Source organism: Vibrio sp. JCM 18905, assembly GCF_055393305.1.
The window spans coordinates 95,982-111,636 of sequence record NZ_AP043878.1 but is presented as its reverse complement, the minus strand read 5'-3'; the positions used below and the strand labels follow the sequence as shown (position 1 = coordinate 111,636).

12 protein-coding genes and 1 tRNA gene are annotated in these 15,655 nt (G+C 41.7%); 7 read left to right on the top strand and 6 right to left on the bottom strand.

Annotated features, from left to right (window positions below; genetic code table 11):
- The first annotated feature begins 616 nt into the window (after nt 1-616).
- The 3 genes from ACZ5ZC_RS00405 to ACZ5ZC_RS00395 all read left to right on the top strand — a co-directional run bounded on the left by ACZ5ZC_RS00405 (nt 617) and on the right by ACZ5ZC_RS00395 (nt 4,501).
- Nucleotides 617-1,585 (top strand): cytochrome-c peroxidase, encoded by a 969-nt coding sequence (locus ACZ5ZC_RS00405; protein ID WP_065645877.1) that lies wholly within the window; start codon nt 617-619, stop codon nt 1,583-1,585.
- On the top strand, nt 1,578-3,935 hold the full coding sequence (locus ACZ5ZC_RS00400; protein ID WP_054867443.1) for an ATP-binding protein: 2,358 nt from the start codon (nt 1,578-1,580) through the stop codon (nt 3,933-3,935). Before ACZ5ZC_RS00405 ends, ACZ5ZC_RS00400 begins: the two co-directional genes overlap by 8 nt.
- 98 nt (nt 3,936-4,033) lie before the next feature.
- Nucleotides 4,034-4,501: an OsmC family protein gene (locus ACZ5ZC_RS00395; protein ID WP_167427412.1), complete on the top strand. Its 468-nt coding sequence runs from the start codon at nt 4,034-4,036 to the stop codon at nt 4,499-4,501.
- Between the two features lie 75 nt (nt 4,502-4,576).
- Here ACZ5ZC_RS00395 and gdhA read toward each other — a convergent pair whose 3' ends face one another.
- Nucleotides 4,577-5,929 carry an NADP-specific glutamate dehydrogenase gene (gene gdhA / locus ACZ5ZC_RS00390; RefSeq protein ID WP_039437518.1) on the bottom strand — a complete coding sequence of 451 codons (1,353 nt, stop codon included), beginning with the start codon at nt 5,927-5,929 and terminating at the stop codon, nt 4,577-4,579.
- A gap of 302 nt (nt 5,930-6,231) precedes the next feature.
- Here gdhA and ACZ5ZC_RS00385 point away from each other — a divergent pair, with 302 nt between their 5' ends.
- Nucleotides 6,232-7,242: a DUF2804 domain-containing protein gene (locus ACZ5ZC_RS00385; RefSeq protein ID WP_395204745.1), complete on the top strand. Its 1,011-nt coding sequence runs from the start codon at nt 6,232-6,234 to the stop codon at nt 7,240-7,242.
- Nucleotides 7,243-7,249: 7 nt separating this feature from the next.
- On the top strand, nt 7,250-8,107 hold the full coding sequence (locus ACZ5ZC_RS00380; RefSeq protein WP_464931616.1) for a sterol desaturase family protein: 858 nt from the start codon (nt 7,250-7,252) through the stop codon (nt 8,105-8,107).
- A 17-nt stretch (nt 8,108-8,124) separates the two neighbouring features.
- Here ACZ5ZC_RS00380 and ACZ5ZC_RS00375 read toward each other — a convergent pair.
- Nucleotides 8,125-8,199: transfer RNA gene (locus tag ACZ5ZC_RS00375), tRNA-Gly, on the bottom strand.
- Nucleotides 8,200-8,570: 371 nt separating this feature from the next.
- On the opposite strand from ACZ5ZC_RS00375, the gene ACZ5ZC_RS00370 reads away from it, so the two are divergent.
- Nucleotides 8,571-9,089, top strand: coding sequence for a DUF4136 domain-containing protein (locus ACZ5ZC_RS00370; protein ID WP_074190566.1), 519 nt, complete (start codon nt 8,571-8,573; stop codon nt 9,087-9,089).
- Between the two features lie 575 nt (nt 9,090-9,664).
- On the top strand, nt 9,665-10,345 hold the full coding sequence (locus ACZ5ZC_RS00365) for a DedA family protein (protein ID WP_464931615.1): 681 nt from the start codon (nt 9,665-9,667) through the stop codon (nt 10,343-10,345).
- Between the two features lie 125 nt (nt 10,346-10,470).
- Here ACZ5ZC_RS00365 and ACZ5ZC_RS00360 read toward each other — a convergent pair whose 3' ends face one another.
- The 4 genes from ACZ5ZC_RS00360 to ACZ5ZC_RS00345 form a co-directional block, all read right to left on the bottom strand.
- Nucleotides 10,471-10,794: a hypothetical protein gene (locus ACZ5ZC_RS00360; RefSeq protein WP_006741016.1), complete on the bottom strand. Its 324-nt coding sequence runs from the start codon at nt 10,792-10,794 to the stop codon at nt 10,471-10,473.
- Nucleotides 10,795-10,880: 86 nt separating this feature from the next.
- On the bottom strand, nt 10,881-11,339 hold the full coding sequence (locus tag ACZ5ZC_RS00355; RefSeq protein ID WP_226420541.1) for a hypothetical protein: 459 nt from the start codon (nt 11,337-11,339) through the stop codon (nt 10,881-10,883).
- A gap of 330 nt (nt 11,340-11,669) precedes the next feature.
- On the bottom strand, nt 11,670-12,311 hold the full coding sequence (locus ACZ5ZC_RS00350; RefSeq protein WP_005397144.1) for a murein L,D-transpeptidase catalytic domain family protein: 642 nt from the start codon (nt 12,309-12,311) through the stop codon (nt 11,670-11,672).
- 838 nt (nt 12,312-13,149) lie between these two features.
- On the bottom strand, nt 13,150-15,516 hold the full coding sequence (locus ACZ5ZC_RS00345) for an EAL domain-containing protein (RefSeq protein ID WP_257081274.1): 2,367 nt from the start codon (nt 15,514-15,516) through the stop codon (nt 13,150-13,152).
- Nucleotides 15,517-15,655 lie beyond the last annotated feature (139 nt).

The window sequence follows — 15,655 nt, the reverse complement described above, 5'->3', positions numbered from 1 at the left end:
GAAAGTGTACGACATGTTCTAACAGAAATTGTTGATATAGATTCAAATTATAGAGATAAAATGAAGGATTTGCTGAGCTGATATGGTAAGTGAAACGTTTGCTCTAATTACTAGATTTTCGTGTTTGCAATTAAAATGCTCAATAACGTACCGCGCATTCAAATTACGGTTTAATCGTGCAGCTAGTAAAGGTATAAATCTTTTTATAAAACAGTCTATTAGTGTAATTAGTGCTTTTCTTCTGTATCTAAACTTCTTTTGTAATAGTAAACTGCGAAAAAATGATGGGTAATTATGATGTTTATTGTTCAACGCTTGGTCAAACTGGCCATTATCTGTGCCATTTTCTTTACTATCTTCGATCTCATCTCCTATGGTGAGATTACTTGGGTTCAAAGGTTGCTGGCTTCTATAAGCTAAATCTAGAATTCAATATGCACACATAACTCCACGAAGCGAGTCAATTCTTCGTTACTCGCCTTCGTCATTTGCTCCTTATCTGAGCTTTAAATAAAAGTCCCTCCACGTGCAGCTCTGGTAACCGTTTTCCATTAATGGAAAAAACCTAAAAATGCAACTAACTTCATACTAATGGCAAGTGTAAGGTATGCAGTTGATGAGGCAATTCAGCATAATCACATTAGTTGTTGTGGCACTCATTTTGAGCCAAGCAACAATCGCAAGAAATGCTAAGGTGCTAGGTGATATTTCGTTAGTTCAGCCGATAGAAGGTGACCCTGTCGTAGATATTAAGCTGGCGAGAATTGGCTGGCATCTCTTTCGTGATCCTCAGCTATCTTCAAACGGTAGCGTCAGTTGTGCGACGTGCCACAACTTGCAAACCAATGGCGCTGAAAATACACCAGTTTCTACAGGAGTGAAAGGTGATGGAACTCGAAATTCCATCACAGTGTTTAATGCGGCGTTAAATTATCGTTTTTTATGGGATGGTACCGAAAACACCTTGATGGCTCAGATTGATGGGCCAATCCACAATCCAATAGAAATGGACTCAAACTGGCAAACAATAGAGCAGTACGTGAAAGGAAGCGAACGTTATCAAGCGCTATTTAGCCGTGATGGTGAGCTACCGATTAATATTCATAATATCAAGTCCGCTATTGTGGAGTTTGTCGAAGGGCTCCAAACTCCAGGTGCACCATTCGATGCCTACTTACTGGGTTACACCCATGTCCTCAGTGAGCAGCAAATTAGGGGGTGGAAAACATTTCAGTCTTCAGGTTGCGTACAGTGTCATCAGGGCAAAAATATTGGCGGAGCGATGATACAAAGGTTCGCCTATTTCAAAGATAAGCCAGTAGTAGAGGACTCGGGACGACACCTGATTACGACGGAAAGTGAAGAACAATTCTATTTTAGAGTCGCCAGTTTACGTAATGTCGCCCTAACGAGCCCTTATTTTCATAACGGGCGAGTTGACCAGTTATCCGAGGCGATACAGATTATGGCGAAAACGCAACTCGGTATTACGATGAGCGATGAAAGTGTCGCTGATATTGAAGCGTTCTTACAGTCCTTGACAGCACCCAGACCCGTGATTTTAGAGGTGTTGGAAAATGAGTAAATTCAAACTGGTTAATCTCTGCTTTTTTATTGCCATGCTGACGTGTTGTGTATTGGCGTACATGTCACATGTGAATTCAAAAAGTGCACAAGAATTCCACGCGGAGTTGACGGATATTGGGCACAAGTTGATTGAAGAGCGCGATGTTATCGTGAATCGATATGCGGTTGAAGATAGGAAGAACTATGAACTGACGACATCTTTAGTGGATATAGAAGTCGCTGCAGAGAAATTGCTAAATTCATCAAGGGAGTCAGTTTGGTTCCCTGTGACGCCCAATCATAAAAAAGTTGAGGATACGCTCAATCTATTCAAAAACCGTGTGCTTGATACAACGCTGAAGCTCGATATGTTGATTGGCGTTCAGGTAGAGAATCAATACGCGTTATTAATGCTATTCAACTTATATCAGCAAGATATTTCTACCGATACCGGAAAGACGTTGAGTGGGCATCACTATTTTGAGTTTCTCAACCAACTGCTTTTGACACAAAACGTAGTTGAGAGTGAAAGTGAAGCCAATTTCTTAGATCGGCTTCAAGCGAGCGATAAAAGGATAGAACTACTCACGAATGAACTGCTTGATCATGGATACTTTGTTTTTATCGAGGATGCGGAGCATCGGCTACTCAATATTGCCCAAAGTGAAGCGCGTTTCACTTGGTTGTTTGTTTTTATTGCCGTGATGTTGTTAGTCAGTGCATTTTTGTATCAGTCGCAATATCGAATGTACAACTTGAAACAATTGAACCTCGAAATCGAGGAGGCTCGAAATAAAGCCGAGCGAGCAGCAAAAGCCAAATCAAGTTTTCTCGCCGCAATGAGTCACGAATTAAGAACGCCGATGAATGGTGTATTAGGCCTTTCTCAAATGATTGCAGAGGAAACCAAAGAGCCGACGACTAAAGAGTACGTGAAAGTCATTCTTGATTCTGGCCAACACTTGATGACGATTCTTAACGATATTTTGGATTTCTCTAAAGTTGAAGAAAACAAACTGGAATTTGAGCAGGCTAAGTTCAATTTAGACCAAGTCATTTCTCCTGTGTGTAGCGCAATAAAACCGCTCATCGATGAAAAAAATATCGAATTGATCGTGGAAAATGAAGTGCCTGAATACATTGAATTTACCGGAGACTGCGCACGTTTACGACAGATTTTGTTTAATCTTGCTGGCAACGCGGTGAAGTTTACCAGTGAAGGGCATGTGTTAATCAGAACGGAACTTGATAAGGTAAATCAGTGCTTGGTGATGATTGTGAGCGATACTGGTATTGGTATTGCGCTAGACAAGCAAGAACATGTTTTCAATTCGTTTGAGCAAGCCGATTCTTCAACTACCCGAAAATTTGGAGGCACAGGGCTTGGTTTGGCAATAGTTAAAAAATTAACTGGCTTGATGGATGGCAAGATTACATTGAAAAGTGTGGAGGGCGTCGGAAGTCAATTCATCGTCGAACTGCCCATTCCTTGGGTTGAATGCGAACTTCCAAAGGCACAAGAGCCACCAAAAACGCGCAAGAAAACACACAATTTGCAGATATTGCTTGCTGAAGATAACCGAGTGAACGCCATTGTGGCGAAAGGGTTTTGCGAAAAGTTGGGACATGAAGTGGATGTTGCTGAAAACGGATTGGTGGCGGTTAAAAAGGCGAGAGATAACGAATATGACCTGATTTTGATGGACAATCACATGCCTGAGATGAATGGTGTTGAAGCGACGCGTGTGATTCGACAAGAGTTAGGTATCAAAACATTACTCTTTGCGTATACGGCAGATGTATTTCGTGAGGCGCATGATAGCTTTATTGAAGCCGGAGCGGATCATGTGCTTACAAAACCGCTACAGCAAGAGAGCTTTTCGGACGCTCTTAAACAGTTTGCTGCGAGGCTCGAACCAAAAGAGAATTTACCATTAACGAATGACAACAACGTTCTCCAGTTGCAGCGCAAGCCAATAGAGAAGTTACGGCTGACAGAAGAAGAGTTATCCAGTTCAGAGATGCTCATTTCTTTGCAAGAAGCGCCGGAAGCGATAGATGAGCTACTAAAAAGTATTATTGTCGATTTTGAATCATCGGTTGATGAACTTATTGATTATTTTATGGCTGAAGATTTCGCGTCTCTAGAAGACACGTTGCATAAAACAAAAGGTATGGCATTGAACCTTGGTTTGCCGATTTTAGCTGGACAAACGGAGGCGCTAGAAAACGCGCTCAAAGCGAAGCAAACTCCTGAAATTGAGCGGTTACAGATGCTAATCAACCGATTACAAGTTAACATCCATCAGGCTAATCGACTTCTGGATGACATACAGAAAAAAAACGTCGATCCTCAACAAATTTTGTAACGTCTCTGAGTTCATACGTTCCTTACCTTGTTTCGTTATGGTTTACTATGACGTGAATGGATGTGTTGATTCGTCAATGAGAAAATCAGGGAGTTAGAATGAGTAAGCATTCCGCTTTAATCGAATGGCATCGCGAAGCTGACGAAGTGTTCAGTGATAACCAGTATAGTCGGGCGCACATTTGGAAGTTTGATGGCGGGTTGCAAGTCCCTGCGTCACCATCTCCACACGTAGTGCCGTTGCCATTATCTGTAGAAGAAAACGTTGATCCGGAAGAAGCATTTGTTGCGGCACTTTCCAGTTGTCACATGCTTGTTTTTCTCTCTATTGCGGCGAAACGACGTTACGTTGTGGATCGCTACCTAGATGAAGCAGTAGGAGAGCTGACAAAAGGTGAAAATGGAAAAGAATGGGTGTCTAAGGTAACACTAAACCCTAAGATAACATTTGCTGGTGATGAACAACCGACACGATCTCAATTAGAAAAAATGCACCACATGGCTCATGAGAATTGTTTTATCGCCAATTCGGTTAAAACTGAAGTGACGACGCTTATTGCGGATTAAATGAAACTCTGTGTTAAAGCGCAGTGTATCACCGAATAGTGTTAAGCCAGCAGTCCGGCTGCTGGCTATTGTGAACTAAACGATGCCTTGCTCGATCATCGCATCAGCGACTCTTCTAAAGCCGGCAATGTTTGCGCCTAAAACTAAATTACCAGGTTGACCAAACTCTCGACTGGTTTCGTTTGCATTAATAAAGATGTTTTTCATGATTGTCTGTAACTGGCTATCGACTTGCTCAAAGGTCCAGTTTTGCATGCTGGCATTTTGTGCCATTTCAAGCTGACTGGTTGCAACGCCGCCTGCATTGGCTGCTTTCGCTGGCCCATAAGCCATTTCGGAATCCACGATGATATTGGCCGCATCACGAGTGGTTGGCATGTTTGCGCCTTCACTAATCAAAACACACCCATTATCGATAAGAGCAAGAGCATCGTTTGACGTTAGTTCATTTTGGGTCGCGCAAGGGAATGCGGCGTCAGCTTGATATCGCCATACAGCATGCCCTTCATTAGGATAGTCACCCAACGGCGTATACTCTGCTTCAGGGTAAGTGTCTAAATACTCTTCTAAACTTGCTCTTTTCACTTCTTTAAGTTGCTTGAGGAGCTGCAGGTCAATACCGTGCTCATGATAGATCGTGCCTCTAGAATCGCTGCATGTTACTGGGGTTGCTCCCATGTGGTATAGCTTTTCAATTGCATAGATAGCGACGTTACCTGCGCCAGAAACGAGGCAAGTTTTGCCTTTGAGTGAATCATTACGGTCATTGAGCATGCACTCCGCAAAATATACGGTTCCATATCCCGTTGCTTCTTTCCTAACAAGTGAGCCCCCCCAAAGAAGGCTCTTGCCTGTAAGTACCCCTTCGTAGCGGCCCGTCAATCGCTTATATTGACCAAACATATAACCAATTTCACGCGCACCGACGCCGATATCGCCAGCAGGAACATCGGTAACAGGACCAATGTGGCGGTATAACTCGTTCATAAATGATTGGCAAAATCGCATGATTTCACCGTCAGATTTTCCTTTAGGATCGAAATTTGAACCGCCTTTTCCGCCACCAATTGGAAGGCCAGTAAGCGCGTTTTTAAAAATCTGTTCAAAGCCGAGGAACTTTATGATGCTCGCGTTCACTGAATGATGGAACCTCAGTCCGCCTTTGTATGGACCTAACGCGGAGTTAAACTCGACGCGGTAGCCTTTGTTTACTTGCACATTCCCTGCGTCATCGACCCAAGGAACTCGAAACATGATTTGACGTTCTGGTTCTACGATTCTTTGGATAATCGCTTGTTCTTTATATTTATTATTGCTTTCTATGACTGGAGCGAGAGAAGTTAATACTTCTTCTACGGCTTGGTAAAACTCTTTTTGAGCCGGGCTACTGTGTTGCAACGCAACAATAGTATCGTGTATGTGTGACATAGATCTCTTCCTTGATATGAATAAGCAATCATTTTATATGAATTTATTCCCATTAAATAGTGATTTTGACCAATTCTCAATGGCGATAATGGTCTTTCCTGCGGATGAGAACGATCAATTTCCACCTTCTGTTCGTATTGATGAGGAAGATTAAGTGAGTGACATGAGTGGGTAGTTGAGTGATCGGTTTCACATATAGCGAGCAGAAGCCAAATTAGTCGATATTGTTGTGCTGTCACGCAAACTGTTTTTGTTAACGTGGTGTTAACATCTGAGCGTGTTGACTCGAAAAAGATAAAAATATGCATGAGCTTAAGACTCTGGACTCGTTTATTCAGCAAAACGGTCTACCAGTGTTTGGCCATCTTGATGGGATTCCCACATCTTTACAGTTAGATAAGTTTACCTACCTTGATGAGATGGATAAGCCAGCGTCTAAGTGGCGCCGTTACTGTGACTATAAGCAGTTTCAGTTCGTTAATTTGGTCACACCTAACTACGTGATTGGGGTTGCGATTGCGGATATTAGGTATTTAGCATCTGGTTTTTGCTATCTGTTTGATATTCAAAATAATGAGTTAGTGGAGCAGCAGTGGTTAAAGCCTTTTAATATTGATTATCAAACTCAGCCTTCCAGTTGGTCTAGTCATGCCCATCTTGCTGACAAAAGTATTCAGTTTTCTATTCAGAATGGTATTTGGCACGTCCACTTTGTGACGAAATCTGTCAATGCTGATCTCTACTTACGTCCAGAAAGTATGAGTTTGCCATTAATGTTATGTACACCAACCGGTTATGCGGGTTGGACTTATACGCAGAAGCACAATGCGTTAACGGTAGATGGCAATTTATTCATATTAGGAAAGGAACAAGATCTCTCAGAAGTGGCTGCTGGTTACGACTTTTCCGCGGGGTACATGCGACGGGAGACAAGCTGGCGGTGGGCGAGTATTAATTGCTTTGAAAGCGGCAGACGGTTGGGGCTGAACTTAGCTGCGGGTGTCAATGAAACGGGCTACTGTGAAAATGTATTCTGGATTAATGGTGAACGGCATTTTTTACAGCCTGTTCAGTTTCAATTTTCACGAAATGATGAAGGACAAAGATGGCATATCACGTCGGAAGATAAACGGATTGACCTAGTATTCACGCCTTTAAATCTGCGTTTAGAAAAGAAGAACTTTTGGTTTCTCAAAAGCAATTTTCGTCAATATATCGGCTATTTCTCTGGCTACATCGTTGATGGGAATGGCATCAAACATCAGTTAGAAGAAGTCATAGGTCTTACTGAAGATCATTATGCAAAATGGTAGAAACACAATGGATTGGACACAGTTGATGGAACGGCCTGAATTACTTCTGATGATTTTGGCGCCTGTTTTCTTTTTATGTATGGTTGCAGAGTACTGGTTTGGACAACGAAGGGGACATTTGCCTGAAAGCGCGACGTATTATATTCCGGAAGTTGTGTGTAATTTTGTGCTTGCGGGCTTACACCAAGCGACAGACATACTCACGGGTTTACTGATTGCTCAGTTATATTTGTGGTGGTTTGATTGGCGATTGTTTGATATCGAAATGAGCGTTTCAGCGTTTTTGTTACTTGTCGTTCTGCAAGACTTTTTCTATTACTGGTTTCATCGGGCTAGCCACCGTATTCGTTGGATGTGGGCTGCGCACGTGGTCCATCACAGCTCGGAGAGAATGAATTTCAGCACCGCGTTTCGTCAAAGCTTGATGTATCCGTTAGCGGGAATGTGGATTTTCTGGTTGCCTTTGGTGATTATTGGCTTTGATCCTAAGTGGGTCGTCTTCGTTGTGCTGTTTAATCTGGGCTTACAGTTTTTTGTTCATACTCAATCAATTCGCTCGCTTGGACCGCTAGAGTGGGTATTTAACACGCCATCTCATCATCGTGTTCATCATGGTATAAACCGTCAGTACATCGACAAAAATTACGCGGGAGTGTTGATTATCTGGGATCGGATGTTTGGAACGTTTGAACCAGAAGTGGAAACCGTTAGGTATGGAATTTCTAAACCTGTAAACAGTTTTAATCCCATTCGAGTGACGTTTGCAGAATGGAAAGATATGTTTTATGGCGTAACACGACCAAATTTAACGTGGAAACAACGTTGGCGCTGTCTATTTGCTCCGCCATCGGATTTTTTTGAGTAGATTGAGATAAAAGAGATTGGAGCGGGCAGCGGGAATCGAACCCGCATCATCAGCTTGGAAGGCTGAGGTAATAGCCATTATACGATGCCCGCGCATCGATAGGACTCAGCTAATATGCCACACTGAACGAAAAAGAAAAGTCTTTTCTCATCAATTGTTTGTCATGTGCCTAAAAAAGTAGCGTCTTGGTGTTAAAGTGTTCATTGTCTCTGATTTTCAGGAGGGTCAGCGATTCCGCTTCTAAAATCGATGGCTGCTAATTAGGGGCAAACACACTGTCTACTAGCGTTTAGGCATTGATGATATTCAAGATTGTCAGTGTAAAGGTTAATCGCGTTTATTGAACAGTCAGGTTTCATGGTCAAGACTAGATATTGAAATGATTACTTTTTACTGCTGAAGCGTATGTATAGCACTAGCGTAATTCCGCTGAAACAGTCAGCTTAACCAAAGGAGATTTAACATGTGGAAAGGTTTGATATTAGGGGCGGTGATGATGCTCGTATCGGCTTGTACAACCGTAACAACGGATGTTGATAAGCAAGCCGATTTTTCAGCTTACAGAACGTTTGATTTCGGTGCCCAAGCAGAAACCCCTACGAGTATTGATGGGCGACGTATTGAACAAGGATTGGCTGAACAGCTTGAAGACAAGGGCCTAATTAAAGTGAATAGTGGTGGGGACCTTTACGTTCATCATGATATCGTCGAAGAGTCCGAGCTTGTCTCTTCTGGGTCTTCGGTGAGTTTCGGTTATGGTTGGAATAGCTTTGGCGTGATCACTTCAAGCCCGGAACGATACAAAGAACGTAAGTATGGCAAACTGGTGGTAGAGCTTGTTGATGCAAAGGCTAATCAGGTTGTGTGGAAAGGTGTTTCAAGTAGGAAACTATCTGAGTCTATGAGCTCTGAGAAAAGAGAGTCTCTGATTGAAGAAGAAATTGCGAAAATGTTTGAAAACTACCCTTACGGTGAAAAATAATTAGTATTCTTAACGATTAAGAATACTAATTGCCAATCGTTACGCACAGGGTTAAAAGAACTTATTATTTTGGTTTTGGTTACCTTTGTGCGTACGACTCTGATTGCTTTACTCGGACTACTTTTCTGCTTGTTGGCTCCGAGCATGAGTCTGGCGCACTCATACCCAAATTTTCTTTCCTTTCATAACCAGAATATTGCTGTTGACGCTAAGTCGAAGCACTTTTCAGAACACCCTGCCTCTCCAATACAACAAGACTATCCGAGTTTAAACAGCCGGAATATATTGAGGGTTAGCCATTCTAAGGAAACGAGCTCGAACGACGGTGTAGAACTCGAATGGTTTGAAACGCTTGCTGTAGTTTGGTGGACACATCGTTCGGCATTTCACTCGATGGGGCTGCTAAAACGCATCGGCAATGAAGCTTTAGGTCGTTGTGTTGAAAGTATTTTTACTCATTCTAAATACAGAATCGGTGCGAGGAAAGAATCGAATCTTATATACCGCTTTATACATGCTCGCTAACACATTCCATGTTTTTACAATTTTTGGTTAGTTATGCTTAGGAGCGGTTTATGTTTGATTCGATAATTCAGGTCTTGAGTGCATTTTGGCATCAAGATTTCACGGCGTTAATGGCGCCAGGCGGTGCAGGATTGGTTTATTTTGTTGTTGCTGCGCTTATCTTTTTGGAAAGTGGTTTTATTCCTGCTGCGCCATTCCCATGCGACAGTGTCGTCGTATTATCCGGTACGCTGGCGGCGGTTGGCGTCCTTGATCCCATTATGATTATGTTGGTGATAGCTGTTAGTGCGGGATTGGGAAGTTGGGCGGCTTACTTACAAGGCAAGTGGCTAAATCGCTTACCTAAGGTCCAAGGCTGGGTGAGCGCGGTTCCTCAAAAGCGTTTGGAACAGGTCGACGTATTACTCAGTAAACATGGATTGATTGCGCTTTTTTGTGCGCGGTTTATTCCGGTTGTTCGTTCCCTATTGCCATTAATGATGGGGTTGCGAGTGAAACGTATTAGTAAATTCCATTACTTTGCGTGGCTGAGTGCGATTTTATGGACGATGATATTATGCGGTTTTGGTTTATTGCTTCCTTTGCTACCAGAGAATATGAGCAAAGCGATCACAATGCTATTAATGGCTGCCCCAATAATTACTCTTGTGATTGGGGTGCTTAGTTTCTTGTTTGTTAAAGCACGTCGAGCGTTCTGTAAATCCAAGGATGTGTCAGAGTTTTCTCAGTAAGTTTACTTTGATTTGCACTTTTAAGCTTGTATACAGATTAGACATCTAATCGGCTGGTTTTTATCAGTAAAAAGAAAGGCGCAATGTATGCGCCTTTCTTTATGAGTGTCGTTAGGGTTTCGAGTTTAATAGCCAATGCTATATAGGTACTCGCCAACCTCTTTACACTGAGACTTGTAGATATTTTCTACTTCGGATTCATTCTTATCTGCTGCTTTAAATTCAAGCTCAGCAGAAGATAACTGGCTGAAACTATAGTTTCTTTCAGACATTAGGTAGTGTCTGAACATCGCTCTGTGTTCAGGAACCGCAATACGTGCATTAGAAACATTGGCACATTCTAGCAGAGTCTCATTGCTCATTTCTTCTGGCTTTGCTTCCGTGTTAGCGAAGGCAGAGCTCGTTGCAAATAGTAATGCTAGTGCGATAGTCGTAGCGAATTTTGTCATTATATGGACCTCAAATTGGTTCTAGTAACAATGAGCGTATTGGTTCTCATCGTTACATTTCCGTGTTCTCTGTATGTCATAAAAAGTTAAACAACAGGGAAGGCGTTGCGACCATGAGTAAAGACGTACATTAAATTGGCTTCTTTTCTTCCTGAGAGTCGATAGAGAGAGCGTTTACTCATCAGCCCGCCATAACCATCAAGAGGTAAGCGAGATGCTTGTTTTGCCAATTCCAATAGTGGTGGGGAAGAGAAAGCAACAAGTAAAAAATAATCAGGAGTAAAATCTGATGATAAAACACCATCAGTGGCGGATGTTCGGCGGCAGGAAACCAGCGCTAACAACTCGCGCTTTATGTGCAGATAATAACCTTCTGAGCCCCAAGAACTTGGAGAGGCAAATGTATGGAATTCGCTGTGTGCTAGTTCAAAATCGTCTTGTTGCGCAAGTTTAAGCAAGCGTTCAGAGGTGTAATGTTTAGTGTGGTGATACGTATGCGCATATGAGACAACGATGAACCCTGAAAATAGGGACAATGAAAGCATCAATAATATACGGTGTAGATAACGCAAGAAGTAACCCTAAACATATAACGTCATAGACTATCACTATGACTACGGAATCTTAGTGACACTATGATAACAATGAAAATCGGTGTTTGACCAACTCAGCGTATACTAACGAGATGGAAGAGGGATGAACAGAGTTTTCTGATGTTATCTAGGTATAAGCTAATACCTAAATAATTTTAGCGTTGAAGCAAGCGAAAACTGGATAAACAGGTAAAGAGAATCTTGATAAAAGGAAGCTTGAGCCAATCCGATTATTTGTTGGGGAAGAAATAGAGCATTCTTCCCCACATAATTTGCACCGTGTTATGCGCTTGCATAAATAACACTGCCGCCTTTTATGGTGTCAATGATCTCACGAGACAACTTCTTTGGCAGTGCAGGGCAACCCCAACTGCGCCCAAGGTAACCATTCTTCTTGATAAAAGAAGGGTTAGCATAGTCGGCACCGTGCACCACGATATAACGCTCGCGAGCTTTATCGTTCAACCCTGAGCTTAGACCATCTAATCGAAGTGAATAACCATTTGATCCGTAGTAGGTGGTGTCAGTCAAAAACGTACCCAGCGATGTTTTACGCGAGTTCACCACATTTGAAAACTGCGTCGCTGTTTTCTTTCCACTGTTCACACCGTGAGAAACATAAGTATTGTAGATAAGCTTCTTTTTATCTAAATCAACCACATAAAAGCGTTTTTCAGTCGATGGTTTACTATAGTCGATGATGGTTAGTACTGATTTCTTTCTATCTGGTGTTTTTTTGTACGCGATATAAGCGTCACGAAACAATTTAAAGTCTACTACGCCATCTAACTTTGCTTGTTTGAACACTTGTTCAATTTGATTCTGTGGTATGTGACTTTTGACTTCGTTATCTGCTTGTTTTGCAAAGGCAAAAGGAGAGGCAGACAGAAATGTCCATATAAATAATAAAATTAACTTTTTCATCTTGGCTAAATAAAACTCTATGGTGTTACAAATTTACCGATTGCTTCATGCATTCGTTAAAACAACATGCACATCAATATAATTCTATTCCCAATGTTTCTTATTGTACGCTTAGGTACTTAATATTGGGTTAACGATAAGTTTTCAAGTTAAAAACTAACTGTTTGAAACTCAAATAAATTATGAAGTTAATCGATTGTTTCGATAAACTTCGGCATAAATAATATCTGATATGCGTAATTAATAAAACTGTGTTTAAGGATATTTGTGAGATGGCGAATTTATAAAAACGACGTTTTATTTTTTCTAGATTAGAAACTCTTTTTATTTCAATGTGTTTGTCTTTTGTGCGTCTATTCAGCCTGCGTTTAGATTTGTGATTTGACTCGTAACAAATCGTAACGTCAACTCGTTATGTGTGTTAGTGCATTTTAAGTGAGTGGGTAAACAACAAGATGGATAAGAAAGGTAGAGAAATACCGAGAAGAAGGGCATTTCCTGTTCACAAGTGATAAGTCTAAGTGGAGCCGACAAATGAGCTTCTACACGAATCATCTAAGCCGGTGATTAGCAGTACAAAAGTAAGTTTTGTCAGCTTTTACTTATTTCCTTATGTTTTCAATTAAATACATAAAAGTCTGAACTAAACTTACCAAAAAGTAATTCTATCGTTTTGATTAAATATTTAAATAACTGAGAGCTTTCATCGAAAAATAATAATGCCAAAAATTAACGTACGAACTTATGTGGTTGCTTATATTATTGAAACTAGGGGTAAAGTCTTGTTTCTATATTATATAAGTACAGCAGCCACATACATGGCTTCTGTACTTAATCTTTAATAAGATGTCCCTTGAACAGTAATTGAACCAACTATGGAACCATCGAAGCGGCTATCGTCATTTGCGGATTGCCACCACAAATTCAGTTGTTCCTTACTCATTGGCTTACCAAATAAATAGCCTTGCATATAGTCACAGCGGTAGGACGATAACCATTCATGCATCACATTGTGCTCAATACCTTCTGCGGTGACCGTTTTATTTTGAGCGTGGCATAGATCGATGATGGGTTTGATCACATGACCGTTGTTGGTTTTCATCAATGTAACGAGGAACTCTCGGTCAAACTTGATCTTTTGAACTGGATATTGAACAAGTTGAGTCAGCGATGTATAGCCAGAGCCAAAGTCATCAATGGCGAGACGATAGCCACGCTTCGACAGCTCATCAAGTAACGCTGTACCTTGTTGTTCTGCGGCAAAGGTTTCTGTTATTTCTAACTCAATACATTCTGGCTTCACGCCGTTTTTGCTTGCTTGGTCGTGAATATAATTCGCCATTTCGATGGAGTTAAGTTCTGCTGAAGAGAGGTTGATCGAAAGGACAATGTCTTTACCAAAAATATTTCTTAATTGGTGATATTCCGCTGTAGCGTTGGCGAAAACCCAGCGATCAATTTTATCAAATAAGCCCGCCTGTTCCGCGATTGGGATAAACTCTTTTGGAGGTACGGGACCAATGCCTTCCGCTTCCCAGCGCAATAATACCTCTAGTCCTTCAATCTCGTTGTCCCGATTATTCATATAGGGTTGAAAAACGAGATGGAACTCTTCTTCTACGTTGCTTTTTCTGAGCGCTCGCTCAAGCTGACTGCGTCTTTGAGACTCAACATTGAGAGCTGCTGAGTAATAAGCGTACTGGTTTTTCCCGGCTCGTTTGGCTTGATACATTGCCGCATCGGCACTGGAGAGTAATTTCGCGACGTCTGTACCGTCTTGAGGGTACTGAGCGATACCTACGCTTGCAGTCACGGGGAATGAATTACTCCAAGATGGACTGAGATTGCTAATCGGTTTTAGCAACTCTGAGGCCAGCAAGTCGGGTAGGCGTTGTGCATCCTGATTTGAGCTCAATAAAATAGCAAATTCGTCACCAGACAATCTTGCTGCAAAACAGGGACTATCGTAGTCGTGCGAGAATTTTTGACAGACATTTTTGATGTGTGATGAAAACACCTTTAATAAGTTGTCTCCCAATTCATGCCCGTATTTGTCATTAACGTACTTAAAGTTATCGAGATCGACATAAATGACCCACAAATGCTGCGAAGGGGAGACGAGTTCACGAGTTGCAAGTTCATGGAAACGATGGCGATTAGCGAGTTGCGTTAGGTGATCCGTTTCAGCCAGGCGTTTTGTCTTCTTATATATGACGTTGAGCTCTTCATACATATCAAAAAAGCGTGAGGATAAGCGTCCTATTTCATCGTTTGTTTCTAGCTTTTCAATGTTGCCGCGTTGATTTGTTTCCAGCTCTTGTAGCTGTTTATCGAGGCGAGAAACGGGGTGTAATACATAACGATACAAAACCAAAACAATTAAGGTGATGGTGCAAAACGCTGCCACACCAAAGGAAAGGGCCAGTTCTAGCCACACTTTATCGACTTTATTCCACATCAAATATTCAGCGGGGGAGAGTACCGCATAAAAGTGTGGCAATAGTTCAATCGTCTGAGCGAGAGGAATATCGAGATAAATAGGCTTGTCGGCAAAAGTTATCACGCTATGCGTGTCGAACTCGATTTCGTGCTTGATCTCATTGAAGGCTTCGAGCGATACCGATACCACCACGAAAAAGACATTTTGCGGATCAAAACTTAGAGGTTGTGTCCCTGTTCGTTTGTCGATGAGTTCGTATTGCAGAAGAATACTTTGCCCGCTGGAATTGTAAATAAAGCCAGTATGGTTAAACGCTTCTCTCGTACTAAAGCTTCGCGAGATGTAATCCAATACCTTAGGGTCGACTACACCTGATGATTCGTAGTATTTATTTTCTGTGTAATAAAGAAGGTTTTGTTTCCCGTCGAGAATCGCCATGCTTGCATCGCCTGTATAGCCATGGCTTAACACATCTGCGGTTTCATCGAGTCGGTTAAATAACACGCGCTCACGATACGGATTGTTATGATTCACCAAGTAGTCTTGCAATACATCACTTTTGCTTAATGTGTATGCATAACTATTGAGGAATATGTTGGCTTGTCGGAACTGCCCTGCGAGCTTTTCCATTTGCAATTGGATATAGCTGTCTTCTCGCTTGATGAGCGTTACTTTTTGAATGCTGTAAATAATATAACTTGATACCAGCGCGCTTAATAAGATCACTGGCGCGACAAGCAAGATGACTCGATTGCTTAACTTCATTATGGCTTTTAGTTTCCGTTTGTGTCCCTACAAACGTCGCATACCATATAAGGTACTGAACGGATGATGTGTTTTGCAAATTGTAACCAGATTGTAAGGTGAGCGTTCTCCAAAATCAGACAACCATCCAAGAACTGTG

Excerpts from the sequence above, each read along its gene's own strand:
- ACZ5ZC_RS00385 (WP_395204745.1), top strand. The coding sequence starts at position 6,232 with ATGCATGAGCTTAAGACTCTGGACTCGTTTATTCAGCAAAACGGTCTA.
- ACZ5ZC_RS00355 (WP_226420541.1), bottom strand. The coding sequence starts at position 11,339 with ATGCTTTCATTGTCCCTATTTTCAGGGTTCATCGTTGTCTCATATGCG.
- ACZ5ZC_RS00350 (WP_005397144.1), bottom strand. The coding sequence starts at position 12,311 with ATGAAAAAGTTAATTTTATTATTTATATGGACATTTCTGTCTGCCTCT.
- ACZ5ZC_RS00395 (WP_167427412.1), top strand. The coding sequence starts at position 4,034 with ATGAGTAAGCATTCCGCTTTAATCGAATGGCATCGCGAAGCTGACGAA.
- ACZ5ZC_RS00380 (WP_464931616.1), top strand. The coding sequence starts at position 7,250 with ATGGATTGGACACAGTTGATGGAACGGCCTGAATTACTTCTGATGATT.
- ACZ5ZC_RS00365 (WP_464931615.1), top strand. The coding sequence starts at position 9,665 with ATGTTTGATTCGATAATTCAGGTCTTGAGTGCATTTTGGCATCAAGAT.
- ACZ5ZC_RS00405 (WP_065645877.1), top strand. The coding sequence starts at position 617 with ATGAGGCAATTCAGCATAATCACATTAGTTGTTGTGGCACTCATTTTG.
- ACZ5ZC_RS00370 (WP_074190566.1), top strand. The coding sequence starts at position 8,571 with ATGTGGAAAGGTTTGATATTAGGGGCGGTGATGATGCTCGTATCGGCT.
- gdhA (WP_039437518.1), bottom strand. The coding sequence starts at position 5,929 with ATGTCACACATACACGATACTATTGTTGCGTTGCAACACAGTAGCCCG.
- ACZ5ZC_RS00345 (WP_257081274.1), bottom strand. The coding sequence starts at position 15,516 with ATGAAGTTAAGCAATCGAGTCATCTTGCTTGTCGCGCCAGTGATCTTA.
- ACZ5ZC_RS00400 (WP_054867443.1), top strand. The coding sequence starts at position 1,578 with ATGAGTAAATTCAAACTGGTTAATCTCTGCTTTTTTATTGCCATGCTG.
- ACZ5ZC_RS00360 (WP_006741016.1), bottom strand. The coding sequence starts at position 10,794 with ATGACAAAATTCGCTACGACTATCGCACTAGCATTACTATTTGCAACG.